This is a genomic window from Roseicyclus sediminis, assembly GCF_025515305.1.
GTDB lineage: Bacteria > Pseudomonadota > Alphaproteobacteria > Rhodobacterales > Rhodobacteraceae > Roseibacterium > Roseibacterium sediminis.
Genome location: NZ_JAOPHT010000011.1, coordinates 1 through 25,549, shown reverse-complemented (window position 1 = coordinate 25,549; position 25,549 = coordinate 1). Strand labels below are relative to the sequence as shown.

Genomic DNA, 25,549 nt, shown 5'->3' with positions numbered 1-25,549 from the left:
CGACGCCCGCGCAATGCACGGACTGTGTAGCCCCTACCCAGCGGGACGGCTGCGCCTGTCCCGGACTCGGCGCAGGATAACGGCAGGGCGCTCGCGGCACAACGGATTGCGGCCGCGCTTCACGGAAAGCTCGCATAAAACTTCACCTTAAACCGGGGCTTGCCCCGCGCCCCGATACCGATCCCGGGGCAGCGGCCCTGCGGGATCAGTCGCGCCCGGTCCGCCCGAGGATACGGTCGAGCCTTTCGCCCTGTGCACTCGGGACACGGGCGGGCGCGCCCGACACGAGGTCGGAATATGCCGAAGGGTCATATCCGGGCACGTCGAGATCGAGATGCTCCACCGTCATGAGACCGCCCGCGGAGAGAATCGAGTAGGCCGCGAGATAGAGATTGGTCTGCGCCTCGATCCGGCTGATGCGAGCGTTCAGAACGTCCTGCTCGGCATCGAGCACGTCGAGCGTGGTCCGCGCGCCGAGCGACGCCTCCTCGCGCACCCCCTCGAAGGCAAGCTCGGCGGCTGCGATGCCCTGATCGGCGGCCTGGATCTGCGCGTTGGCAATGCGGAGCCGCGCCCAGGCATCGCCCATGGTCTGGACGTTGACGAGCGTCTGCAGGTTCAGCGCCGCGCGGACGGCGGCGGCCTGTGCCAGCGCCTGGCGCTCGAGCGATGCGAGCTGTCCGCCGCGATAGATCGGCTGAGAAAGCGTGATGCCGATGGAGCCGCTCTCGCCCTCCCCGCCCGGAAAGGGGGATTCGAACGTGTTGCCCACCCGACCGTCGAGCGTGATCGTCGGCCGGTAGGCCGCGCGCGCGCCCTGCACCGCCAGTTCGGCGGCGGCGACCTCGTGCTGAAGCCGGCGGATCGAGGGTGTGTTCTGCCGCGCAAGCGCGTCGGCTTCGGCCTCGGAGCGCGGCAGCCCTGGAAGAGCGCCCGGCCCCGACAAGGCGCCCGGATGGCGCCCGACGGCGAGCGCGAAGAGTTCGCGGCTGATCTCGAGCTGGCCCTGCGAGGCGGCGAGCGCCGAACGCGCCTCGGCGAGCCGCGCCTCGGCCTGGGCCACGTCGGTGCGCGTATCCTCGCCGACCTCGAAACGGTCGCGGGCGGCGCGAAGTTGCTGGGTGACGACGCGGACGTTCGCCTCGCGCACGTTCACCACCTGCATGTCGCGCCAGACATTGAGGTAGGCCGTGACCGCGTCGAACAGCACCTGGCTCTCGACCGAGACGAGGCCCTGCCGCGCGGCCAGCACGGTCTCGCGCGCAGCCTCGAGGCTCAGGCGGCGCGACCCGCCGGCATAGAGCACCCATTCGGCCACGAGGTTGGCCGTGCCGGTGGTCGTGTCGTTAACGATATCGCGGTCGACCGAGGTCACGAAGGACAGCGTCGGGCGCAGCTGCGCCACGGCCTGGGCCACGCCCTCGTCCTCGATGCGAAGGAGATAGCGGTTCTGCTCGAGCAGCGGAGAGTGCACGTAGGCGTCGGCCATGGCACTGCGCAGCGTGTCGGCCCGCGCGACGGCGGGCGCCGCGAAAAGACCGAGCGCAACGACCCCGCACAGCGTCGCCGCGCGTGCAAATCCACCGATCGTTCCAGACATGCACACCCCCCCGAGGCGATTGCGATCCCGTTTGTCCGGCCATCCATCAAGAGCAGCTGGGATGACCTCGCCAGTCCCGGCACATGGCCGGGCCAGGCGGCTCAGAACGTGAAGCTCGGCGCGCGCGCGAAACCCGGCAGCACCTCGGCGGTGGCATTGAAGGCCATCCGCCAGTTCATCCGACCGTCGGATTTGAGGCCCGCGCGCACCTCGCCATAAGCGCCGTCCATGAACACGGCGACGATCCGTCCGCCTTCCTTGAGCTGGTCGGCCAAGGCGGGCGGAAACTCCTCCACGCCGCCGAAGATCATGATAGCGTCATAAGGGCCCGCCTTGGCATGACCCTCGTTCATCGCGCCGGTCACCACCGCAGCATTGTCGCAACCGTGGGCGCCGAGAACGGTCTCGGCCTCGGCGGCGAGGGCTTCGTCCTCCTCGACCGCGACGACAGCTTCGACCATGTGGGCCAGCAGGGCGGTGGTGTAGCCCAGTCCGCAGCCGATCTCGAGGACGGCGTCACCGGGTTCGAGGTCCGCCGCATCGAGCATCTTCGCGATGGTCCGCGCGTCGAGCAGCGTCCGTCCGGGAGCAATCTCGATCGGGCCGCCGACATAGGCGAGGTCGCGCCGGGCGGACGGCACGAAGTCCTCGCGCGGGACCGCAAGCATGGCGTCGATGATTGGGAATTTGGTGACATCGGAGGGCCGCACCTGCGTGTCGACCATCGTCAGCCGCTGTCTCGCGAAATCCGCCATGAAACTGAACCGGTTCGTCTAGTTCTTGTCTTGGGCTTCTTGGCACAGGTCCGACGACCGCGCAACTGCGGCGATGCCGCGGCGGTTCATTCGAAGCGCCGAGGAAGGCGAGGACACGCATATCGCCGTCAGATCGGGCACGGATCGGAAAGTTGCCCGGCGCGCCCCCCTTTGGGGCGCATTACCATTGACAAACAAGGGGATTGTCCAAATCTTTGGATTCGGAAGGAGGTTTCGAAGCTCTTCACGCGGACGCCAGGTATTTCATGGCGCGCTGCTGGGGCGCATACCACGAGACCGAGCGACAGCCGGGCAGCGACGCCCAGGTCCGTTTGGAAAATCCGTTTGGAAGATATGATGTTTGCCACTTGAAACACCGGGTTTCGGTCGCATCCTTGGAACGATGCACCTGCAGAAATTAATGACACAACTTGAATTGGATTACCGACATGAAGGCGATTGTAATCAGTAGCAGGGCAGATCACGTGCATCTGTCCGATGCCTGTGCCTACGATGCCGAAGACGCGATTGTCGACGCGCTCGGTGCAGACCTCCTGACCTCCGCGACAGATCTGGCGCAGCTTGAACGCCGCTACGACATCGCATTCATTTTCGGGATCTCCTATCCGAGGATCGAGGACAGCCTCGCGCGGCTTCTTCCCAAGGTGCGCGACCGGATCGACGGTCCGCTGATCGGCTATCTTTTCGGGTCCTACGGCGTCAATTCGGTCAACTTGAACCCGGTGAAGCGGATGCTGGGTCGGCGCAAGGCGTGGTTCTCGCGCTTCGACCGGCTGTATCTGGGGATCGGCGACGACGCCGACATGATCGCCGACCGGCTGAACGTGAAGACCCACTACCTGCCGATGGCGGCCAACGTTCTTGATGTCGGGGCGGCGCCCTACGTGTCCCGCGACGACCGGCCGATCGCCGTCAACGCCTTCGGGCGCCAGAAGAAGGACATTCTGGAGGCTTTCTGCGACCGGCTCAACCGTCCGGACAGCTCCGAGCTGGTCTACTACTCCAACCTCCTGAAGCTGGGTCACGCGACGGATCTCTGGCGCTACCGCGACATGTTCTGGCAGCTTTTGCGGCGCAGCAGGCTGTCGACCGCGTTCGACCACTTCTTCGCCAACGAGGGCAAGGCGCAGCTTTCCTACGTCGGGCCCCGCTGGTTCGAGAGCCTGGCCGCCGGCACCGTCGTCATCGGCCGCGCGCCCGAGACGGAGGACCGCGCGCGTCTTCTCGACTGGACGGATGCGGTCATCGACCTGTCGGGCGACCCGAAAACGGCGACCGATGAACTGGTCGCGCTTCTGGCCGACGATCAACGGATCCGCCGTGCGTCGCGCGAGAACCTCGTGCAGATGTCGCTCCGCCATGACTGGGGACACCGGCTTGCGGAGATTCTGGAGGTCGAGGGCCTGGAGAAACCCGAGGGCCTGACGCGCAGGTTGAAGACGCTGGAAGATGCGGCGGCGGCACTCAGGGAGGACGCGGTCCGGGCTTCCGTCGCCTGAGAATTTTTTGAAAGTCTTTCACCCGTTTTTTTGGGGCAAACTCATAGCGAGGACGAGAATTTGAAAGTCGCGATACTTGCAGGTGGCAAAGGCACGAGGCTTGCCGAGGAAACCGTCGTGCGGCCGAAACCCATGGTCGAGATCGGCGGCTTGCCGATCCTGATGCACATCATGCGAATCTACGCGCACTACGGCTTCGACGAATTCGTCGTGGCGCTCGGTTACAAGGGCGAGGTCATCAAGCGCTACTTCCACGACTTCACGAACCTTTCGGGAAACCTCACGTTCCGGATGGGCGAGCACGCGACGGCCATCCGCGATACCTCCGACATGCCGGACTGGACGGTCCACCTCGTCGAGACGGGCGACGAGACCCTGACCGGCGGACGGGTCAAGCGCCTCAAGGACTGGCTGGGCGACGAGACATTCCTGCTGACCTGGGGCGACGGCGTGTCGGATGTGGACATCAAGAAGCTGATCGAATTCCACAAGAGCCACGGCAAGCTCGCGACCGTCACGGCCGTTCGGCCGCAGGCGCGCTACGGGCACATGCGCTTCGAGGGCAACCAGGTCGTGGCCTTCGAGGAAAAGCCCCAGACGGCCGAGGGCTGGATCAACGGGGCCTTCTTCGTGCTGGAACCCGAAGTGCTCGACTACATCGACGGCGATATGGTGATGTTCGAGCACGCGCCGATGGAAAACCTCGCGCGCGACGGACAGCTCATGGCCTATTTCCACGACGGGTTCTGGTCGGCCATGGACACTTTGCGCGACAAGCGGGTGCTCGAGAACCTCTGGAACGACGGCGGCCGCCCCTGGGCGGTCTGGGAGAAAGAGTGAAGCCATGCGAATTCTCGTCACGGGACACCAGGGCTATATCGGAACGGTCCTGACACCGATGCTCATGGAAGCCGGTCACGAGGTCGTCGGCCTCGACAGCGACCTCTATGAACGCTGCACCTTCGCCCCCGGCGGCGAGGTCCCGGACCTCCCGTGGATCCGCAAGGACGTGCGTGCGGCCGAGCCGGGGGATTTCCTCGGCTTCGACGCGGTCATGCACCTGGCCGGCCTGTCCAATGATCCGCTGGGCAACTTCCGTCCCGAAACGACCTTCTCGATCAACTACGAGGGCACGATGGCCGTCGCCCGCGCGGCAAAGGCCGCGGGCGTGGAGCGGTTCATCTTCTCCTCGACCTGCTCGAACTACGGCGCGGCCGGCAGCGGCTTCATCGACGAGACCTCGCCCTTCAACCCGGTGACTCCCTATGGCGAGAGCAAGGTGCGCTCCGAGCTGGAACTGGCCGGGCTCATCGATGACGGCTTCTGCGTGACGAACCTGCGGTCGGCCACCGCCTACGGGCTGGGGCCGCGCCTGCGCTTCGACCTCGTGCTCAACAATCTCGTCGCATGGGCCGTCACGACGGGCCGCATCCACATGAAGTCCGACGGCATGTCCTGGCGGCCGATCACCCACATCAAGGACATCGCCCTTGCGTTCAAATGCGTGGCCGAGGCGCCGGTGGACGTGGTGCGCGGCGAGGCCTTCAACGTCGGCGTGACCGAGCACAACTACCAGATCCGCGACCTCGCGAAGATCGTGGCCGAAGTGGTTCCCGACTGCGAGCTTCAATTCGCCGAGGGCGCGGGCCCCGACCTGCGGTCCTACCGCGTCAATTGCGACAAGATCCGCCGCGTCCTGCCCGGCTTCGTTCCGCAATGGACACCGAAGAAGGGAGCCGAGGAGATCTACGAGGCCTGCCGGTCCTCGGGCCTGACGCTCGAGGAGTTCGAGGGGCCGCGCTATCAGCGGATCGGCCACATCATGCAGCTGATCGAGGAAGAGCGGATCGACCGGACCCTCGCCCACACGGAGAAGGCCCGCGCAAGCTGGGACCGCGAGATGACCGCCACGACGGCGGAGTTCGCCCGCGATGCCGCCGCCTGCGGCTGCATTTCCTGCGGTGGCGTGGGCCTCGCACCGGTTCTGGACCTCGGCGAGATGCCACGGTCCGACGGCCTGCTGCGCGAGGAGGATCTCGGCGGGCAGGAACGACTGGTTCCGCTGCGCCTGGGCTTCTGCGCCTCCTGCGGGCTCGTGCAGCTGCTGGAGACGCGGCCGCCGGAGGAGATGTTCGGAGACGACTACGTTTATTTCTCCTCGGTGTCCGAGGATCTCCTGGCCCACAGCCGGAACCACGCCCAGGCACTGATCGAGGCGCGCGGGCTGAAGCCGGGCAACCTCGTGGCCGAGATCGCGTCGAACGACGGCTACATGCTGATGAACTTCCTGCAGGCCGGCATCGACGTGCTCGGGATCGACCCGGCGTCGCAGCCGGTCAAGATCGCCCGCGAGAAAGGCGTCGAGACGATCAACGACTTTTTCGGCGAAGCTCTGGCCCGGCGCGTCGTGGCCGAGCGGGGACGCAAGGCCGACGTGATCATCGCCAACAACGTCGTGGCCCATGTGGAAGACCAGAACGACCTCGTCGCCGGGCTGGCCGAGCTTGTGGCCGAGGACGGCGTCGTGGTCGTCGAGTTCCCCTATGTCCGCGACCTGATCGACCATGGCGAGTTCGACACGATCTACCACGAGCACCGCTGCTATTTCTCGCTCGGCTCGGCGCAGGCGCTGTTCGCCCGCCACGGCCTGCATCTCAACGATGTGCTACGGCTGCCGATCCACGGCGGGTCCCTGCGACTGACCTTCGGCAAGACCGCGGCCCCGACGGCCCGCGTGGCCGAGTTGCTGGACGAGGAACGCGCGCTCGGGCTCGACACCGCCGCCTACTACGAGGACTTCGCGCTTCAGGTGCGGACCTTCCGCAACGAGGCCCGCCGCATGATCGGCGAGATCCGCGCCTCGGGTGGCCGCATCGCGGCCTACGGGGCAGCGGCCAAGGGCACGATCATGCTCAACTACCTCGGGCTCGACGCCCGCGTGATCGAGTTCGCGGTCGACCGGAACCCGGCGAAACAGGGCAAGTACATGCCCGGAGTTCGCATCCCGATCGTGGGGCCGGAACGTCTCGAGGCCGACCCGCCGGATGTCCTGATCCTCCTGCCGTGGAACTTCCGGGACGAGATCGTGCGCCAGCAGCGCGACTATCTCGCGCGCGGGGGACGTATCCTCGTGCCGATCCCGGACCTGGAGATGGTGGGGGCATGACGCCGCGAAAGACGTGCCCCGCATGCGGCGGGTCCGATCTTAGGGCGCTCTACCACCTTCCGGCGATCCCGTCGCAGAGCGTCGTTCTGCTCGACACGCGGGAAGAGGCGGTGGCCTACCCCAAAGGCGAACTGACCCTGACGCTCTGCCAGGGCTGCGGGTTCATGTTCAACGCGACCTTCGACGCGGGCCTCGTGGACTATTCCTCGACGACCGAGGAGAGCCAGCATTTCTCGGGTACGTTCAACCGTTTCGCCAAAGACCTCGCCGCCGAGATCGCGGGGCGACAGGACCTCGACGGGCGGCTGATCCTCGAGATCGGCTGCGGCAAGGGCGATTTCCTGGAGGAACTCGTTGATATCACCGGCGCGCAGGCGCTGGGCGTAGACCCCGGTTTCATCCCCGAGCGGCTGCCGGGTGCAGCAGGGCGGCGCATCCGCTTCCTGAGGGAGTATTTCGACCCGGACCGGATCAAGGAGACACCGGACCTCATCGTCTGCCGCCATACGCTCGAACACATCCCCGAGGTCGGCCGCTTCATGGAGGATGTCATGGCCGTCACCCATGGCAGGGACGACGTGCAGGTGATGTTCGAGACGCCGGATGCCGCGCGCGTCCTCGCGGAAGGCGCGTTCTGGGACATCTATCACGAGCATTGTTCGTACTTCACGCTCGGCTGCCATGCGCGCCTGTTCCGCGCGGCGGGCCTGAACGTGACGAAGAGCTACCTCGCCTATGGCGACCAGTACATCATCCAGTATGCCGAACCGGGCCAGGGCGAACCCCATGCCGAGGAGCGGGACCTGGAAACCACGCTCGCGCTGGCCGAGGCGTTCCCCGCGCGCATCGCCGAGACGCGCGCCTTCTGGCTCGACAAGGTTCAGGCCGCGCACAGTGCCGGTCGGGCGACGGCGATCTGGGGCGGCGGGTCGAAGGCCGTGGCCTTCCTCACGACGAACGGGCTCGGCGCGGAGATCGGGCACGTCATCGACATCAACCTGCACAAGCAGGGAAAGTATCTGCCCGGGACGGGGCATGTCGTGTCGGCGCCGGCCGCACTTGCCGCCGACCCACCCGATACGGTCATCGTCATGAACCCCGTCTATGTCGAGGAGATCCGGACAGCTCTCGCCGATATGGAGCTTCGTCCCGAAATCGTGGCGCTCTAGGGCACCGGTTTCCCAAGGCCGCGGATTGCAGGCTCAGGGCGCTTGTCTTCGGAGGAAGGCGAACCAGCCCGTCCCGAAAAAATCCCTGCGACATAAAACCTTACTTGGGGAACGAGCTGGCTCTCCAAAAGGCTAGCCGTCGTTCGTTTCACCGGCAAGACAGCCGCCGGGCGCCATCATTTCGGGAAACAGGAGAGCCGTTCTCGCTTCATTGTCGCCGAATGGGAAACCCGCTCTGGATAAGTCGCCGAAATGCCGAACCTGCCCACAGCCCGGGCGAGACTGCACAGGTTTACCCACAGGCTGAGGCCAATTGCGCACAGGATAATCACAGCTGGTTTGTTTCAATTTTCAGAACAAAGCCGTGGTTTCAGGGAAAATCGTGCTCGTCGCTGCGACCGAATTCACCCGACGCGTGACCTGGGGGCAACACACACGGGAACCTGCGCCGAACCATGGCCCCGACGCTCCGACGCCGTGGCGGCGGATGATCACGCACTGTGATAGCTGGTGACCGGGACGAACCCGGCACGCTCCCATTCTCCAAAGAAACTGTGCTGCCACAGGCATAAAATTCAAAGAAACTGGGGACCGATCTCAGCCAAGAGGTCCGGAAGTGCCTCGATCGTCGTCCACTTGAAACGTCGCGAGGCATTGGGAACCTCCTTGTCGTGGCGATAGTAGTGATCGATGGATCTCTTGACGCGCAGGATCATGCCATCGAAGAGGTCCTCCTCCATCGCGCCTCTTCGATCGAGTTCTTCCGCATTCAGGTCCGTCTTGAAAAACGCACTGTAGAGCGCGGAATATTGCAGCGCATACAGGAACGTGGGAACTTCGAAAACGACCAAGCCGCGAGGTTCGATGATCTGTCCCTGTTCCCTTTTGGCGAGAACGTGACCGCCAAAATTCCTGAAATCGGCCTCGTCCTTCCCCTTGTTGATGTGGAAGTCCACCAAGGCAAACCCCAGTTCACCAAGGCGCTCCTCAACTTGCTCAAAGTCCCTGAGATAGGAATCCGTCAGACGTGAGGGCGGTTCGACGGCAATGTACATCTCCGGAATTTTGCCTTCAAACTCAATGCGATCCTGTCCGGCGGGCCGCAGCATTCCGCTACATTTCCTGCCGAAAAAGCCATTCGTTCGATCGAACCTGCGAAGGCTGTTTCTGAAGTAACCTGCCGCCAGGCCAGACGCTGCGGACACGTCACTGAGAGCAAGACCATCGAAGTATTCGGTGATCTGGGTGCGCGAGAAGCGCAACGGGATCGCGCTGCTCGAGAAACAATCCTTCAGGGAGTTGTAGAGGTCGATGTGCGAGGCATCCTCTGCATCAAACTCCTCGACGTTCCGGAAGTTGAGAATCCCGATTTCGCCCTGGAAATAGGCTGGCAGCTCCTTCCCAGAGCAAACGAAGAGGTAGGGTCTCCCCAAGGATTGAACGATCCCGAACTCGTAGGCAACGTTGGCGGAAACGTCCGTCAGATTGAAGATCACCAGGTCCGAGCCCAGGAGCTCGTCCATGAACCCGGAGAACAGGCGACCGCCTTGAAGTACGGGCGCCGCAACGCTGTACTCGGTATCGACAACCTCTCCCGCTGCGCGCAGCCTGTCGATCGCAGCCGACGCGATGTTCGCAGTCCTGATCGTATCATCGCTGCGAGCAAGGCTTTCATCGTAGCTGGGAACCATCCGCCCAAGAACCAGAATTTTCTTCAAAGCCAACCCCTTACCATAGTCTACTTGTCACGGGCTTTCCTCGATCAGGTCCTGATCCGGAAAGAAATGTCGAACCGCGTCCCACTGAGCTCCAGTCGTGGCTCAAGTTTCCTGGCATGAAGCTCCGGAAGCGCGGCCTGCACCACGTGTACGAGGCGGTCAAAAACTGGTGGCACCTCTGACGCGGCCAAACCCTTTGGCGACGGCAGTATGTTGGTGAGGGTGATCTCCCTCGGGCGGTCATCGCCGAGGCTCCCGAAAACCTCCCTGAGCGCCTCGATCGCGCTGTCGGTCTCCTCGTCAGCGAAGTTCAGATCCGTGATCCTCAGCCGATCGAAGGGCTTCTCCACCCGCACCCAGAATGTCCTGCTCGAGGGCAGGCTGTACTGGACCGAGAAGTCGTCGTCACGTTTCGTGAGCAAGGAGCCTACCTTGAAAATGCGTCAGCCCATGCATCTTAGCAGCGGCAGCATCATCTGTGTAGCAGGTCGTTGTTCTCGTTCGTATTTCCGAATCCTTCCGCTCTCACGACGGAAACATTGCACCCGATTGCGCTCTGCCCATTGGTTGATCGAAAAGGCCTGCCAGGCACGCCTGGCCGTGAACGTCCGCATGGCCTGCCCCATGGCGACCCCATGAATACCTGTCTCCGCCGGAAAACAGGGCCTCGCGGCGCCTGCCGTTTCGGAGAGAGAACAAATTGACCCTTACGGAGACCTCAGTCGCGCGTCGCCCTCGCATTCTGAGCGCCTGCCTTGACGTCGTATCCTTCCTGCCCACGGAGCAAGGAGGAGCCGAATGCGTTGAAGAGGGAGAGCGAAATCGTTGCCAGAACGCCGGTTGCCAGTCCCCAAAAAACTGCAGGAAACAGGCCGATATGGGCAAACCATGCGCCCAGGAAGATCAACCATCCCAGGATGGAACCGACGAAGATTGGGCCCAGCATCACGCGCCTCCACACATGTTGAGCGTGCATGTGGATATCATTGTTGATAATTTCGAGAAAATAAACAGATTTATGCATTATTGGTTCTAAAACATGAACAGATGGTGACGCGTGTCGCGATCTCGTGGGCTAGAACCCGACCGACACTGCCCCCTCTGAGCCCAATCCGATGCCACGGGAAACCTCATGCCCCTTGATGATGCTCACGTCAGAGGAGCGCGTTCACTGCCCCGCACTCCGACGAGGTTGCGATGGGCCTTTGAAGAGCCTTGCCCGATTGGTCGCGGTCGCCGGTTGTTTCCTAAATTTGTTCAATTCCGAAAAATATATTTAATTGTTTCTGAAATTTTGTTTCCAAATCTTGCATCTCAACAATTCTTGGAGCCGCCAGATTGCTTACCGGACCGCGTGGATTAAACCTGAAGTGAGGCTGGTTGGCGGCCGTCTACAAAGACATTCAGCGCCGAATACTATTTTTGAGGGCGTCAACCAGCCCGCACCCCACCTGGAGTTCTAGACCCACACGCATTTCACCAGGGGGTTGCGCAATAGTGGGCCGCACCGCGCGGGCTCATGTCGTCGTCACCCGATCCAGCGCGCCACCAAGAAAACTCGCAGTCCAGGACAGCGCTCCTGTCTCAGTGGCCTGCCCGCGTGCACATAAGAGCATGGATCCATGGTGCGGCGCGAGCGCGCCAGCGGGTGCGCGCCTGGATCAGAGCTAACTAGGGATCGGAAGAGCCTGGCGGAACGGTGCTCAGGGAACGCGTCATTGAATGGATGAGCCGGCCCAGGAGGAGGCCTAACAGGATGCCAAAGGCGTTTGCTGCAAGATCCGCCCACTCGGCGCCGCGCCCGACATACGGCTGGATCACCTCGATCATCGCCCCGTAGAGAAAGGTCGCCGTCGCAACCCAGACAAGTCGTCCCCGAAACACGGCGGCGGCCGGCAGCACAAGGGCGGCGAAGGCCATGGCGTGATAGGCTTTGTCGGTCAAACCTAACCTCGTGGGCGGCGGCGAAACCGATGGCGCCAGCGTCAGGCCCGCGATGACCAGGGCGAGCAACGCCGTCACGACCAGCGCAGCTGCCTGGAACCTCGTGCCACCGTTTCGGGAATCAGCGTGGTCGGTATGACGTGGCAAGGAAAAACTCGATCTGAAGAGACGGTTGCGGGACGCTAGACAGACTTGCGTTCGATACTGTCCGCAGCGGGTCGACTTTCTTCCAAAAGCGAATGCCGGGGCCTTCGCCCGATGTGCCGATGATCAACCCCAGCGCCCTCCAAACCGGCTTTCACGGCCCAGAAAGAGCTCTTGCAAGCCCGATGAGAGCTTTTGGAATTCTCGATCGTTTGGATCGTTCGGAGCGGAAGACCGCTTGCGGTCGCCAACATGCCTGCCGACCATCCCAGCACTGCTTTTGCACCTCGTATCTGCACCCCAAGACCATTGCCGTTAATGACCAGGAACTGCCGATTTTGTGCGATCAGGATGATCTCTGCGCATACTTGTTGCCCCATACAATGATTGGTGCTCCGAGTTAAGGCGCCTCGATGGCGCCCACGCGTCTGGCACTATGCGCAGCTGTCACGCGGATGTCGAGGCGTTCGAGACGTGGTGTGCAACCCCCGGCCTGGAGCCCCTACCTGCGACCTCCGATACAATATTCAGGTTCTTTCAGGACCAGGGACGAGGAAAAGCACCGTCTGCAGCGCAAAGGCGCCTCCATAGGCCTTCGTTTCGGGTGATATCGTTTCTCAGATAGAGCTGCTCTTTCATCGGGGGCTGCCTCGCTGCACCGTGAATAATTTAGCGAGATTTTGGGACTGCCTACGATTGAGTGCATCGATTACCAGGCCGATACGAGGAAGGAACGCGGCATCATGGCGAAACGAGAACCACAAAGAAGGAGAACAGGAACCCTAGACACTTGGGATGACAATCGTACCGTGCCAGAGTGGTCGAAAGTGATCACGATTGGAGAAGGGAGTAATCTACCGCATGGCCTTCAGAGTAAAGGAAAAGCTCAGGTATCTGATGTATCTGTCCGCTTACTCCGGGGCCCCCTTCCACCTCCCTGCCACCAACGCGTCCGAGGCGGACACACGTCGGCGGCGAACCGGTCGAAGACTGATGCTGCGGAGATGGCCCAGGTATCTTCGACCTCTCGCCCCACTGCTCATGCTGCTTTGCTGGCCAGTAGCAGCGTTGACCATGAGCCGCAAAGTGCTTCGCTTTTCCCCCGAGGCCGTCAGGTTGCATGGTCGGGAGCGAAACGGCTCCCTCGCGGTCTGGTACACCGCGTTGAGATACAACCATTCTCCGGTCGATGTCGTTCAGTTTGACATGCTGGCACCTGATGCGCGGCCGGATGCCTGGATAAACGACCGGGAAACAACTCTGATCTGGGGGTTCCTGAATTCGAACGGTCCGCGTCAGCTGCTGAACGACAAGGTGAAATTTGCTGAATTCTGCAATACTCACGGCTTGCCGACGCCTCATATTCTCGAGCACTGGGAAGGCGGCGCCCAGAAGATAGCGATTTCTGAGCCGTGGCCGGACAACATAGTCGAAAAACCAGCGCGTGGTGCTCGCGGGCGGGCTGTTATCCGGTGGACGAAAATTGGCGACGGCTACACCGACGGAACATCGGTGGTATCGAGAAAGGCGATCGTCAACCACCTTGCGGAGGTTAGCCGAACCGAAGCGCGCATCCTCCAACCAGAAGTGAAGCAACACCACGCAATTGTTCAATCCGGGATCCTCGGCGCACCCGTGGCAAGGATTATGACAGGCCGATGGCCAAGTGGCAGCGTTAAGCTTCTCGGAGCGTATCTGTCGTTACCCGAGCCAGGTCAATTTGCGTCCAACATTGGACACGGATACGAACTGCCTATAGATTTGTCGGACGGGGCGCTTTCTCCTTCTCGCGCCTTTTGGCCATCGGCCTCTATCGCCCCTCCGAATCTCCCAAGTATTGTTCCTGACTGGCAAAGAGCATGTGAAATTACCAGAGCAGCTCACACGGCACTCCCAGGCCGTATGGTTGCTGTCGGATGGGATGTGATCTTCAGCGAAGATGGGCCAATTATTCTCGAGGGCAACCATACAATCGGCCTCTACAAGCTCCAGCGCTCAACGCAACTGCCTGCGGCGGATACCCTTTTGGGTGATTTGTTGGACGTTTGGCTATCAGAACAAGGTTGAGGTTTTTGATCGCCCTGGCATCGCGAGAAGGCACTGGTCGACAGTCAAAGTCAGCAACCAAGCGAACGGATCAAACGCCGTGGCTCAGTTTCGCACATTGATTTCGTATCTCATTTTGCGCTGTGATAACTTGCTACTGGAACATATCCGACACTTGCTTCCCCACCGAGTACGACTGTCCGGCCGACGCGCAACCATGCGTGCGCAGCCATGGGCGCATCATCCCCATCCTCCTTGTCTCGCTTCAACTTCGCACCGAGGACAAGAGTGTTCTCCATTCCACGGCGGTTCAGCATGGCCTTGCCCGCCATGGCCTGCATCAGGCAGGTGAAACGGCCGCCGACCGTCCTGTTGATCGCGTCGATGGCCCATCGAATGTCGCTAAGGAGCGCAACTTCGCCATGGGCGAATTCTGTCGTGAAGCCGGCCGGATGCGCCTCACCCAAGGCGCTAGAATAAGTGCGGAACTCTCGAAACCGCACCAGCCACCAAGCGCGCAGAAGCTCGCGGAGAGCCTCGGCGACCAGTTGACGCCGGGCCCGGGGTTGTTTGAGCAGTGTCAAAGCGCGCATGAACAAAAGCGGATGTCTGATGGCTGTTGCTCCGTCATATCGCGAGCCTGTCCCTTGGGGAAGTGGGTCAAACCGTGGGCTTGAGAACAAGGAGTTTCCCGTGCGCTCCATATGCGCTAGCCGAGTGTTATCTGGACATGTCGGGTCAACGCGTTGTTAACTGAAGAAATGACGCGCATTGCCGCCCAAGCTTTTCCTTGCCGATCCATGCCAGTCTTGCCCGTTGAAATCGGACATGAGTCCCCCGCTCCGATGCGGACGTGGACACGACCGCGACAAGCGGCATGAGTGCCATTCTCGGTCGCATCGAATTGGATGGTCGTCCGATAGATGAAGACGCCTTCAGGACCGCCGCAAGCGCGATGATCACGAAGCGATTAACCTCACCAGAAATACGCATTTCAAGGCACATGGCTTTCGCAGGTCTGTATCTGCCGGTATCCCGAACATCGCAGGAACCCCGCCAAGTGGCATCTGATGGCCGTCATACCCTGATTGCAGATGCCATACTTGACGATCGCCCGTCCCTCGTTGGCGATCTCACGGGATCACCCTCGGCGTGGCCTGAAGCGGCGGATTGCGACCTCCTGCTTGCAGCTTGGGACCGCTGGAACGCCGATAGCCCGCGCCATGTCATTGGCGATTTTTCTTTCGTCGTATGGGACAGAGAAGAGCGGGAACTGAACATTGTTCAAGATCACGTCGGCACGCGGCCGATTTACTGGTCTCAACAAGGAAAGTCGGTGGTCTTCGCAAGCAATATTCGTTTTTTGCTCGCCTTTGAAGATCTGTCTTGGGTCATCGACGAAGAGGTGGTCGCCCGCTTCCTCTGTAACCCAAGTCGCCCACTTGCAAAATGCTTCTGGTCAGGAATGCATATTGCGCGACCTGGGACAGTCACCACGCTCCGTAACAATGGCGTGTCAGAGGCTACTTGGTGGACGCCGGCTCGGAAACCGCAGCGTCCTTCACTCACTCCCGAGGAATGCTCAGAAGAGCTTCGTGGCCTCGTGAAAGATGCAACTCTATGCAGGATCGACACTGACTTCCCGATCGCTTCGCACCTAAGCGGAGGGATTGATTCCGTTCTTGTCTCGACGCTCGCGGCCAGAGAACTGTCCCGGCAAGGCCGAACGCTTAGGACCTATACCTGGGCACCCGCCATTTCCGATGGTGCTCCGGACCTCGGCGATAGGGACGAACGGCACATCATACAACAACTTGCCCAAGCAGAGGGACTGGACTGTCATTTCGGGTCTACAAGCGGACAAGACCTCAGACACTTCATGGCGGGGCCGATCGAACTCGATGGCCCCGCCAACCTTTTGGACGAGCTTGAGACCCTCAAGGATGCGGAAGACAGAAATATTCGGGTGATCATCTCCGGTTGGGGCGGCGATGAAGCGTTTTCCGCGAACGGGTTGGGCTACTTAGCATATCTTCTTCGGACCGGACAATTCGATCGAGCATGGCGCGTGTTGCGGCGCTATGCGCGCAGCAGGCATCCCAAACGCATTCTGAAAGTTCTTTGGAGGTCCGGTATCGCGCCAAATCTGCCCCAAAAGTTATCGGCAATCTGGTCGCCATTCGACACCATTTACCCCGAACGTTGTTTCATTTCCGAAGCCCTGGAGCGGCGCCATCCGGAAGCGGTCGCCGAGGCCAGCGCTCCATTTCAGGTTGGAAATGATCCGAAGGAATACATGGCTCGCCTAATCGAATATGGGCATCTCGGCGAACGAATGCGCACCTGGGATAGCTGGGCGTGGTCACGCGGTACTATCTACCGCTATCCGCTCACGGATCGCCGCCTCATGGATTTTATCCTCAGCCTGCCAGCGGAATTGCTTTTTGCCGATGGACAGTCGAGGCACCTGGCAAGAAAGGCGTTTTCAGACGAACTTCCGAAAAGGTTGAGCACCCAGGATCCAGCGAATCAGCGAAGCCGCTCTTGCTTCAAACGTGAGTGCTGGGAGTTGCTTAGGCGTGAAGTGATCGCCGGCACCATGGACATCCCCGAAAACTGGCTTCGATCAAAAGACCTACGGGCCATGATTTGCAATGTTCCGGACGACATGAAATCGGACAACCTTCTGAAATTCAGTGATATTTTGGGCGCCATGCGCATGGTCCACCTTCACGATCGACTACCGAAGAAGTGATTCAGTGTCACGAATTCTAGGTTGAACCTTTTCCTCGATGGTGGCCGCGCATGGCTCTCAAACCAGATTGTTGGTGCGCGGCACATGTTCTTGGTGTACCCAGTAGGGCGCTGGGAGGATCAGAACATGCGAACCGAAACAGAAACACTGCACAGTCAGTCGAAGATGGCTTGGGAAAGCCCCGTTCTGCAAGAATTGGGGATCGGAATGACCCTTACTGACTGTCCCTCGAGCGCCCCCGAAGACCTTACGGGCAATGGTAACGGGAAGAACCCTGGATACGATTTCTGCTCCTGAGAAATTTCAGGCAGGCGTTTGGCTTGCAAGCGTTTCTGTTGTCGCGCGGTAGCTGACCTGCGGCACCCACGCCTTCCGCGCCAGCTATGGTCCGCGTGGATCTTACGCCAATCTTTTCCATGAACGTTGGCGCTGAAAATTCGAGTGCCCAAGCGGCCCACTGATCGATTGCAGCACGGTCGCCCAAGCGGCATCAGGCGGCACGGTAAATGTCATGGCAACGCGGCAGGTTTGCGATTTTTTGTCATAGGATGTTTGGCACTCTTTCGCCAACCAATCTATGGCGAGACTCGTCAAGGTAACCACACGACGTGAACAGTCATCTTCCAGAGCCTGGACGATCGAGTTCATCACCTCGCAGACGCTGAACGATGCACGTTGCAGCTTTGACCAGAGTAGCATCGGGCGGTGAGCCGTCTGGCAAGGTTGCGATTCCGCCATGGATACATCAGCGAGCGAAGTGTTCCAGGCTCATGGTCGCCAGGCCCTGACGACACGGTACAAGAGACCCACGATTTGAACAGTGCTTGCTTGAGGGAACGGGAATGTTGTAGCTATGTGGCGCATATTTTGCAGCGCGAAGCTGAAGGGTTTGATTTAATGGCAGTTTCTTTGGATAATTCCGTGATCGCGCGGAAAGACGTTTTCGCAACGGCGATCGACAATGAACTTGTACTCTTCGATCCCGATCAGGGATCGTACTTCGGTTCAGGGGCCGTGGGCGATTGCATCTGGTCGATGATCTCCGATGAACGTGTTGTCGCGGATATTTGCGACGCCCTCATGGAGCAGTTCGAAGTCGAACGCGCGACCTGCGAGGCCGACGTGATCGAGTTTCTCAATGCGCTTGAGAACCGGGGGCTCATCAAGGTGTCGTAAGAGCTAGCCATACGAGGCGGTGTCGCCATTTGGCGTCCGGGCCCGAGTCTCTCGGTGTGCCCTACGAAGAAAACGCCTCTCGTCGGCATCATCGGCGGCAGTTAGTATCGCCCGCGTGCACGCTGGCGATTAGTCTAAGAGCGAAGTGTGATGGGTGCGATCATTGGTCGAATAGAGCTTGACGGTCGCCCCATTATTGAGGCGCATTTCCGTAAAGCCGCAGACATAATCCGACCATATGGTCAGCAGCACTTCAGCTCAGTGGTTGAGCAAAATTGCGCCTTCGCAATGTGCGACCAAGGAGTGGCGCGTGGCCGGCCAATCGCGGCGGAACCACTCAGCCAGAATGGCCTGACAATTGTTGGCGACGTCATTCTAGATGATCGTGCAGGGTTAGCTGCTTCGCTGGGCATGGATACCCGCGAGGCACGGGATTATAGTGACATTGGCCTAATCCTCGCCGCATGGAATCGATTTGGTTCTGCCTGCGTTGACAAACTTGTAGGGGATTTTGCGTTTGGTGTCTGGGAGGACGAAAAGCGACGCTGCTGGCTCGTCCGAGATCATATTGGCACGCGTCCGCTCTATTGGTCACGCCGCAAGGATACGGTCATATTCGCGACTGACATTCGTGCAATCGTCGCGTTCGACGAATTCAACTGGGGTATCGACGAGCACATGGTTGCTCACTATCTCGACGACCCTTACAGGCCGATGCCCAAGACGTTCTTCAAGGACATTAACAGTGTTCATCCGGGCGGCATAACTGCGCTTGATGCGGTCGGCGTGCGCACTGAACTATGGTGGCAGCCGAAAGCGGTGACTGCTCCAGGGCACCGACGGCCAGACGAAGTGGTAGAGGTTTTTCGTGATCTGACGGAGACCGCAGTACGCTGCCGCATCGATACAGAACTTCCGGTAGGTGCCCATATCAGCGGTGGAATCGACTCGACAATCGTCACCGGCCTAAGCGCTCAAGCGCTGGCAGCTGAAGGTCGGGCGTTGGCCGGCGGCTATACATGGTCGCCCGGCGTGAGCGGAGAGTTCCCAGATATCGGTCCCGATGACGAACGCCGAATACTTAAAGACTGCAGCGAGCGCTACAATTTTACGCTCCGATATTCCGATTCTCAGGAAAGTGAAACCCGACTACAAACGCTGTTTCGGCCTATGGCTTATGAGGGAACCGCGGACTTGGCAGAAGAGATCGATGTTTTGTCCAAGGCCAAGGCGGATGGAGTAAGAGTATTGTTGTCTGGTTGGGGCGGCGATGAGGCATTCTCATCACATGGATTTGGTTATCTGGCATGGATGCTGCGACATCAACGGTTTGGCGATGCTGCGCGAGCGATTAATGTTCGGCGCAAGCAGTTGGGCTTGGCAACAACTTCGGGTTACGTCTGGCGAAGCGGGATAATTCCAATGCTGCCCAACATACTGTTTCGGAGGGTTTCACCATTTTATGATCTCTTCCCAGATCAGTGTTTTGCCAATCAAGAACTCATGAGAAACGCAAACGAATCAGGGGTCTTTCAAAGAAAAAACCTTCGGATTCACTCAGCCCCTACGATCCTTGACCAGGAAATGATCGCCCGAGGGCATATCGCGACAAGAATGGAAACGTGGGTCTCTTGGGGAGCTAAGAGCAATATAACTTATCGCTACCCGTTAACAGATCGTCGCCTGCTCGATTTTATCCTGTCTCTGGCTCCCAATGAGCGATACGATCATGGCTACGGTCGAACGCTACCTGTAAAGGCGTTCCGCTCCATGCTTCCCAAAAAGATCAGCAAGACGGATGTGGTCAACGAACGAAAGCGTCAGGTGATGCGAATGCGTTGCCTAAGACAACTCGTTGAGCACGAAGACACCATACGGCGCGCTGAACTCACGCCATGGTTGGATCAGGGTAAGTTTCGCGAGGCCCGGGTTGCCGCAGCTCGAATGTCACCAGCCCAGCTTCGCGGCGAACGACGCCTGTTCGCAAATATTTTCGGTGCAACCCGGGTCCTGTACCTCACGGGGTAAGCTACCCTGTTGCTCCACGAATCAAGACATCGCCAAACCGAATGACTTCAAGGCTTTCCGTCTTCAGGCCTCTGTTGACAGTGACCGCTTGTATGCCCGCGCACTCATCACGATGCGAGATCTTGACTAAAATTTAAGCTGTCAGCAGTGTGCATCTCGCGCTTTTGTGTAGGTTTCACCGGAAAAAAGGGCCCCGGACGCGCCTGCAACCTTATGCGGCCCTTGCATGTGCATCGACAATCCTTAAACTGGGGAACAATGACGGTATCCTAGTCTAGGGGGTTATGTGATGAAGAAAGAGTATACAGCACCCAAGCTCGAAGAGCTTGACGTAGCGCAAACACTCGGTGGCGGTGACAGCTCGCTTTCGGAAGCGGACTTTCCGGGCCTCGAGGATGATCCAGCATTCCCGATCTTTAACGCGAGCTGAAGCCTGGATTGCTTGGCATCGGGGCATGCTCCGCTGATGTGATTGATCCAGCTCTAAGCTTCCGAACAGCTCCACCGTCGGTGGGGCTGTTTTTTTATACGATCACGAAAACTCTGTTCATATTCGGCCGACGTCTCCATATCCGGTTCGGGGTTCCTCGGGTCCGGGACGATATCGTATGAACTGCAGCCAACAGTCCCATACGCAAATAGATTGGAGTATCATTCAATCTGCGCGCACTAAGCTTTTCGTATTGTCACTTTGATAATTTTTTTTTTGTCTTACGAGTCCACGGTGCTTTCCAACTCGAGACGTTGAATATGACTGTGGTCTTTGGGTCGCGTCAGGCGTGCAACCGAAATTTTCTTCGCAACGGCCATGCAATTCGCCGTCATCAATGCTCGATCCCCGACCAGGTCCGCGAGGTAAGGACGATAGACAGCAGCCATTACCGTCCGAAACGCATCCACCCCCTTTAATGGTTCCAGCGTTTCATTGTCTCCCCAAGCCAACTCAAAAAGGCTCTGTAGCACTTGCGTGTCTCCGGCAAACATATTTGGCGCAGAGACGTGGAACTTGTCGAAGCGAAGAAGATCGCGATCCAGGCCGTGCTCATGGATGTCCAAACGGTTCAGTGCATCCTTCCAAAGCTTCAGCCTCACCAAGCCAGCCGAAAGAACGGGCTTTCCAGAAGTCATGCGCACAACGGCCACATCGTCACATAATATCGGCCAACCCTTCTGCTGGTGAATAATAGCCGCAGTCGTAGATTTGCCAGCGCCAGATGGTCCCGTGAAGGCGATTACCCCCCGCGATGAAACGACTGCGCTAATATGCATTGGCAGCAGGCCTCTTTGGTGCAACAGCGTTCCCATAACTGATCCGAACAAAAAAGCGCGAACATCATTTGCTGCAGCATCCCGCTGCGCAGCAACAACTATCCTTCTACCTCCCTCAACAAGATAGCGACCGGCACCCGGAAATTCATAGAGGCACAGGTTGTCGGCCACTTGCATCGAGGAGCCAAACTTTCGACCGTTGCGCAATTCTTCAGGAACGTGGCCTCGCTCGATCACGATTGGTTCTTCGTCTACCAAAACCTCGGATCCGGCGATTTCAGGAAGCTCTACTTCGCTTTCTACGCGAAGACCATAGAGTGTGTAATTCCGCTTCATTTATCCAATGACTTTTGGCTCAATGTTGAAATGACCAACATACCTTTTCCAAACAGAAAGTTCCGAACGAGACGCCTGACATCCAGTCGATATGCTCTCAAGACCAAACAAGGCACCATCCGTTCTAGAGAGAACAAAATCAAACTGCTCCAGCTCGAAGCCCCTACTTGAAATAAGCCGCCTGCCGGCCAAAAAGCGACGCATAACGACCGCCCTTCGCCAAGAGCTCTTCGTGTGTCCCGTGCTCTAGCATGCGACCGTCGTCAAGCACGTACGTGTAGTCGACGTGGCGAATGGTCGACAACCTGTGACTGATGATCAAGGCGCCACGGTCTCCAATCCGGTCACGAAGCGTATCGAAAAGCTCCATCTCAGCACGCGGGTCCACTGCACTCGTGGGTTCGTCCATGATGATGAACCGTGTATTCGGAAGGAAGGCTCTCGCAAGCGCAACGCGTTGCCATTGGCCGATCGAAAGTTCCTGCCCGTCATCAAAGATGCGTGAAAGGGGCGTGTCGAAACCCTTTGGAAGCTCGCGCAAGAACGATGAAGCCCCTGCCCGGTCGCTTGCATCCAGGACTTTTTCATCATCACGTGGATGCGCGACGTCACCAAACCAAATGTTATCAGCAGCGGTCGCAGCATATTTTGCGAAATCTTGGAAAATTACACTGAAGAGTCTGCGATACGCCAGAGGGTCAAACTCGCGTACATCGATGCCATCAAGTGTTATCCGGCCGGAATCGGGGTCGTAGAGGCGGGTCAGTAGCTTAATGAGCGTCGTTTTCCCGGAGCCGTTCTCGCCCACCAGCGCCACTAGCCTTCCGGGGGGCACCTCAAGGCTCACGTCTTTCAGCGTATCGTGATCCGCGTCGCGGTATCGAAAGGACACATTATCCATCACCAAACCACGCTCCAGCCTGCGGGGAATGGCTGCAGGCTCTGCAGGGCCTTGAATGTTCGGCTTCACCTCAAGGAACGAGAACAGCTGGGAAAGATAAAGTTGATTTTCGAACAGGCCACTGAGACTGGACACGCATTGCTGACCGCTCTGCTCAGCTCGACGAAATAAAAGCACGAACAGAACGATGTCGCCCAAAGTAAAATCACCGGCAACAGTTCTTGAAATGAGAAATGTAATCGCTCCAATGAAGGCCGCGGCACCGACAGCCGCCACCCCAATCTCTGCGAACGACTTAGTAGTCTCTATTTTCAGTTGCTGGGCGCGTATGTCACGCCTGAGATTAGAATAGACATTTCGAAAATATCCACCCAAACCGTGAAGACGCAATTCCTTTGCGTGCAGATCAGAAGTCAAGAGCCAATCAAAGTAAGACGCGCGTCGCTCTAGTTGAGCTCTTTCGTATTGCCATTGATAGAGCCTTCTTGTGAAATACAACCGGACAATCAGCGCGACAACGACAGTGAAAAGCAAAACCGGCAATAATTTCCACTCGATACCGGCCAACATCACCAAGATGGCGGCAAGGAAAATCACGCTTTTCGAAAACACGAGAGCACCCGAAACCATTTGAGCTGGACGTTGGGGTCCCGCTTGTCGAGCTCGCTGGAGGGAGTCAAAATAAGCAGGGCTTTCATAAAAGCCTAAATCCACCTCAATGGCGCGATCATGGATCTCACGATCAATGTAGTCAGCCACCATCATGCCCTGGCGGGATCGCAAGAGATTGCCATAAGACTGAACCACGAGGGCGATGAAGGTAACCAGACCCGCGCCGCCCAGGATCAAATAGATTTCCCAAATCCCGTCCTCAAATGCCTCTGGCGCGGACAGCACATCTATCAAGAGCTTGATTAACCAAAGACCGAGGATGGCAGCAACAGCCTCCCCAAGGGTCACCAGCGCCACCAAGATGCTGAGACTACGACTTGAGTAGCTAAGAAGCCTCCAGACTTGCCGGTAGAGCCCCAACACATCCCGCATTTTACTTAGAAATGTCATGCGACCGGCATCCCAAACTGATCCGTGAATGAAAAATCTAGGTACAAGCCCGAAGGCCATTTTTTTCTTGATTTTCTGTGTTTGACTTCATCACAGCATCAATGCACAAACGTTCGGCATCAATAGAGTCCAACTTTGCGCAACGCAGGTGAAGAATCCCCACGAAATCTTTGGATCCGCTCAACAAGGCAAACCATTCGAATTGGGCGCTTTGCTTCTCCTTCTCCTGCAGCCAAACCAAGATATTCGTCACGAGAAGACCTTTTTGAGATGCCACATGACTTTCCCTGAGACCGATCCAAGACTAGAATGTCGTTCAAAAAAAAAAAAAATTTTACCCGCCTCACTCAACATCGGTTATTTAATACCCCGCCTCACCGATCTGGGACACGGCGATCAGGCTCACCGTAGCAACGAATGTCTTTCACTTCCATAAATTCAATCTAAAGTTTTCTAAGCAACCTTTTTCTAACGAACTGCCTTAAGTATTCGGCCATCAGCAAGGGAAAATAAACCCATTGCAAATAATCTGGCAAAGGCTGCTTTTCATATTGCCATATTTTTGGCCTGAGTGACAACAGAAATGTGGAAGTAGACGACTGGGCTGCAAATTTTAAAGACCCAGCATAGCGCTCTCCTATACCCCTCCTCCACTCCTCTCTGGTCATCTTGTGCTCGTTTTCCAAATCACCTGCTAAGCTCATAATACTTTTCATGTACATACTTCCAGCAAGAGCCCCTTCCGGAAGACCACTTGATTGATCAAAGCGCCCCATCAGTTCAAAGAATGAAATGGTCGCAGTAAAAAGCCTGCCTAGCCCCAGCTTATTCGCATATTCTTGCGCTTCGGTCCTTTTGAAGGTCGCATCATTAATAATTGCGTCGAAATCAGTTATCCAGCTTAAATGTGACCATAAATGCTGAGTGCTGTGGTAGCAAATATAGACTGCTAATTTTGATGTTGGCAACACGTTGATTTTGCGTGAGCCAAGCTCCACCTGATCAAGATCATTATACAATTTCTGGGAAGAAAAAACGCCCATACTCTTATCGATCCGCTTGTGCACCTCGATAATGATTCCTTCTGGAGAAAACAATGTCACCACATCTTGATATCTCGAGATTGCCCTTAAATACTGTTCGTTTGGTGATATTAATTTTTGTGTGGATTCACCCACAATTTGATAGCCGTTTTCCTGCGCCAAATTTAGAATTTCGAAAAATTTCTTTTTCTCGACTACGATATCGATATCTCGACAATTTCGCACAACTCCCTTATCGTAATAACGAGCCCATAGACTTGGGCCCTTTATATAAAAATGCCGTGCCGCCAGCGGCTCTATGCATTTCTTATGGAAAAGAATGTTGGCTGAATTCGCCGCAAGCATGTTCATCGAGGCAATTCGAATGCCTTGGCGCATTTGCTGTAACACTTCCTCTGGCACGACGCCGTTACTTAACCTTCGGCAATTTCTATAAATTAGCGGCAGGCCAAACTTGCGCGTTGCGGTCGACAGAAATAGATCCCAATCTTCAACCTCGCGCAATAACTGAAGTGTTATATTTCCTTGTTGCGCATCCAGATGGCTTCGAGATAGGAGCTGCAACGACTGATACAATTTCTCAGAAGTTTTTTTCATCGCTTGGCCAATTTCGGGGGGGGGAGGGGGCGCCATTTGGTGTTGATTTTTGTAAATTCGGGTAACGCTTCTGAAATCTGAGGGTAGCTTTAATTTAGATAAACAAAAACCAACGATGCCAAATGCATGAACAGTGCTTGCAAAGGATCGATCAACGAACCAGTCCTACGTTGAAGCCTCGGGGCGCCGAAGCGTCGCGATCCGTGGCAGACTCAGAGCATTGACTTCAGGTAGTCGCCATAGGCGTTCTTGGTGAACAAACCGATACGATCGGCGAGGTCTTCGGCGGAAATCCAGCCCTGGCCATAGGCGATTTCCTC

At 58.1% G+C, this 25,549-nt stretch carries 19 protein-coding genes; 9 read left to right on the top strand and 10 right to left on the bottom strand.

Annotation, left to right across the window (positions count from 1 at the left end):
- Positions 1-205: 205 nt before the first annotated feature.
- Both N8I71_RS13895 and N8I71_RS13890 read right to left on the bottom strand, forming a co-directional pair.
- Positions 206-1,600: a TolC family outer membrane protein gene (locus N8I71_RS13895; RefSeq protein ID WP_262878608.1), complete on the bottom strand. Its 1,395-nt coding sequence runs from the start codon at positions 1,598-1,600 to the stop codon at positions 206-208.
- Positions 1,601-1,701: 101 nt separating this feature from the next.
- Positions 1,702-2,355, bottom strand: a complete 654-nt coding sequence (locus tag N8I71_RS13890; protein WP_262878607.1) for a protein-L-isoaspartate O-methyltransferase family protein — start codon at positions 2,353-2,355, stop codon at positions 1,702-1,704.
- 449 nt (positions 2,356-2,804) lie between these two features.
- Here N8I71_RS13890 and N8I71_RS13885 point away from each other — a divergent pair, with 449 nt between their 5' ends.
- From N8I71_RS13885 to N8I71_RS13870, 4 genes are read left to right on the top strand one after another with little or no spacing between them, the layout of a single operon-like run.
- Positions 2,805-3,875, top strand: a complete 1,071-nt coding sequence (locus N8I71_RS13885) for a glycosyltransferase (RefSeq protein ID WP_262878606.1) — start codon at positions 2,805-2,807, stop codon at positions 3,873-3,875.
- Positions 3,876-3,905: 30 nt separating this feature from the next.
- The gene (rfbF, locus tag N8I71_RS13880; RefSeq protein ID WP_454824045.1) at positions 3,906-4,715 is read left to right on the top strand and encodes a glucose-1-phosphate cytidylyltransferase; all 810 of its coding nucleotides are present in this window, start codon (positions 3,906-3,908) and stop codon (positions 4,713-4,715) included.
- 4 nt (positions 4,716-4,719) lie between these two features.
- Positions 4,720-7,041: an NAD-dependent epimerase/dehydratase family protein gene (locus tag N8I71_RS13875; RefSeq protein ID WP_262878603.1), complete on the top strand. Its 2,322-nt coding sequence runs from the start codon at positions 4,720-4,722 to the stop codon at positions 7,039-7,041.
- Positions 7,038-8,210, top strand: coding sequence for a class I SAM-dependent methyltransferase (locus N8I71_RS13870; protein ID WP_262878602.1), 1,173 nt, complete (start codon positions 7,038-7,040; stop codon positions 8,208-8,210). Before N8I71_RS13875 ends, N8I71_RS13870 begins: the two co-directional genes overlap by 4 nt.
- Before the next feature lie 575 nt (positions 8,211-8,785).
- Here N8I71_RS13870 and N8I71_RS13865 read toward each other — a convergent pair.
- From N8I71_RS13865 to N8I71_RS13850, 4 genes are all read right to left on the bottom strand, one after another.
- Positions 8,786-9,928, bottom strand: coding sequence for an STING domain-containing protein (locus N8I71_RS13865; RefSeq protein WP_262878601.1), 1,143 nt, complete (start codon positions 9,926-9,928; stop codon positions 8,786-8,788).
- Positions 9,929-9,972: 44 nt separating this feature from the next.
- A complete protein-coding gene (locus N8I71_RS13860; protein ID WP_262878600.1) occupies positions 9,973-10,350 on the bottom strand; it encodes a hypothetical protein in 378 nt (125 codons plus the stop codon).
- Positions 10,351-10,646: 296 nt separating this feature from the next.
- On the bottom strand, positions 10,647-10,952 hold the full coding sequence (locus tag N8I71_RS13855; protein ID WP_262878599.1) for a hypothetical protein: 306 nt from the start codon (positions 10,950-10,952) through the stop codon (positions 10,647-10,649).
- Between the two features lie 647 nt (positions 10,953-11,599).
- A complete protein-coding gene (locus N8I71_RS13850; RefSeq protein ID WP_262878598.1) occupies positions 11,600-11,950 on the bottom strand; it encodes a VanZ family protein in 351 nt (116 codons plus the stop codon).
- Between the two features lie 1,140 nt (positions 11,951-13,090).
- Between N8I71_RS13850 and N8I71_RS13845 the strand changes: the two genes are divergently transcribed.
- Positions 13,091-14,083, top strand: coding sequence for a sugar-transfer associated ATP-grasp domain-containing protein (locus tag N8I71_RS13845; RefSeq protein WP_262878597.1), 993 nt, complete (start codon positions 13,091-13,093; stop codon positions 14,081-14,083).
- Positions 14,084-14,193: 110 nt separating this feature from the next.
- Here the strand turns inward: N8I71_RS13845 and N8I71_RS13840 are convergent, their stop codons facing one another.
- Positions 14,194-14,646 carry a lasso peptide biosynthesis B2 protein gene (locus N8I71_RS13840; RefSeq protein WP_262878596.1) on the bottom strand — a complete coding sequence of 151 codons (453 nt, stop codon included), beginning with the start codon at positions 14,644-14,646 and terminating at the stop codon, positions 14,194-14,196.
- Between the two features lie 269 nt (positions 14,647-14,915).
- Here N8I71_RS13840 and N8I71_RS13835 point away from each other — a divergent pair, with 269 nt between their 5' ends.
- The 4 genes from N8I71_RS13835 to N8I71_RS13820 all read left to right on the top strand — a co-directional run bounded on the left by N8I71_RS13835 (position 14,916) and on the right by N8I71_RS13820 (position 20,451).
- Entirely contained in the window at positions 14,916-16,817 is a 1,902-nt protein-coding gene (locus N8I71_RS13835) for an asparagine synthase-related protein (RefSeq protein WP_262878595.1), read from the top strand.
- Between the two features lie 705 nt (positions 16,818-17,522).
- On the top strand, positions 17,523-17,993 hold the full coding sequence (locus N8I71_RS13830; protein WP_262878594.1) for a PqqD family protein: 471 nt from the start codon (positions 17,523-17,525) through the stop codon (positions 17,991-17,993).
- A gap of 150 nt (positions 17,994-18,143) precedes the next feature.
- Positions 18,144-20,021, top strand: a complete 1,878-nt coding sequence (locus N8I71_RS13825) for an asparagine synthase-related protein (RefSeq protein ID WP_262878593.1) — start codon at positions 18,144-18,146, stop codon at positions 20,019-20,021.
- Positions 20,022-20,310: 289 nt separating this feature from the next.
- A complete protein-coding gene (locus tag N8I71_RS13820; RefSeq protein ID WP_262878592.1) occupies positions 20,311-20,451 on the top strand; it encodes a paeninodin family lasso peptide in 141 nt (46 codons plus the stop codon).
- 281 nt (positions 20,452-20,732) lie between these two features.
- Here the strand turns inward: N8I71_RS13820 and N8I71_RS13815 are convergent, their stop codons facing one another.
- From N8I71_RS13815 to N8I71_RS13805, 3 genes are all read right to left on the bottom strand, one after another.
- The gene (locus N8I71_RS13815) at positions 20,733-21,626 is read right to left on the bottom strand and encodes a P-loop NTPase family protein (protein WP_262878591.1); all 894 of its coding nucleotides are present in this window, start codon (positions 21,624-21,626) and stop codon (positions 20,733-20,735) included.
- 163 nt (positions 21,627-21,789) lie between these two features.
- Positions 21,790-23,589 (bottom strand): ABC transporter ATP-binding protein, encoded by a 1,800-nt coding sequence (locus N8I71_RS13810; RefSeq protein ID WP_262878590.1) that lies wholly within the window; start codon positions 23,587-23,589, stop codon positions 21,790-21,792.
- Positions 23,590-24,032: 443 nt separating this feature from the next.
- Entirely contained in the window at positions 24,033-25,265 is a 1,233-nt protein-coding gene (locus N8I71_RS13805) for a nucleotidyltransferase family protein (RefSeq protein ID WP_262878589.1), read from the bottom strand.
- Between the last annotated feature and the right edge of the window lie 284 nt (positions 25,266-25,549).

Excerpts from the sequence above, each read along its gene's own strand:
- N8I71_RS13875 (WP_262878603.1), top strand. The coding sequence starts at position 4,720 with ATGCGAATTCTCGTCACGGGACACCAGGGCTATATCGGAACGGTCCTG.
- N8I71_RS13805 (WP_262878589.1), bottom strand. The coding sequence starts at position 25,265 with ATGGCGCCCCCTCCCCCCCCCGAAATTGGCCAAGCGATGAAAAAAACT.
- N8I71_RS13815 (WP_262878591.1), bottom strand. The coding sequence starts at position 21,626 with ATGAAGCGGAATTACACACTCTATGGTCTTCGCGTAGAAAGCGAAGTA.
- N8I71_RS13855 (WP_262878599.1), bottom strand. The coding sequence starts at position 10,952 with ATGCATAAATCTGTTTATTTTCTCGAAATTATCAACAATGATATCCAC.
- N8I71_RS13870 (WP_262878602.1), top strand. The coding sequence starts at position 7,038 with ATGACGCCGCGAAAGACGTGCCCCGCATGCGGCGGGTCCGATCTTAGG.
- N8I71_RS13845 (WP_262878597.1), top strand. The coding sequence starts at position 13,091 with ATGAGCCGCAAAGTGCTTCGCTTTTCCCCCGAGGCCGTCAGGTTGCAT.
- N8I71_RS13885 (WP_262878606.1), top strand. The coding sequence starts at position 2,805 with ATGAAGGCGATTGTAATCAGTAGCAGGGCAGATCACGTGCATCTGTCC.
- N8I71_RS13810 (WP_262878590.1), bottom strand. The coding sequence starts at position 23,589 with ATGACATTTCTAAGTAAAATGCGGGATGTGTTGGGGCTCTACCGGCAA.
- N8I71_RS13825 (WP_262878593.1), top strand. The coding sequence starts at position 18,144 with ATGGGTGCGATCATTGGTCGAATAGAGCTTGACGGTCGCCCCATTATT.
- N8I71_RS13895 (WP_262878608.1), bottom strand. The coding sequence starts at position 1,600 with ATGTCTGGAACGATCGGTGGATTTGCACGCGCGGCGACGCTGTGCGGG.
- N8I71_RS13820 (WP_262878592.1), top strand. The coding sequence starts at position 20,311 with ATGAAGAAAGAGTATACAGCACCCAAGCTCGAAGAGCTTGACGTAGCG.
- N8I71_RS13890 (WP_262878607.1), bottom strand. The coding sequence starts at position 2,355 with ATGGCGGATTTCGCGAGACAGCGGCTGACGATGGTCGACACGCAGGTG.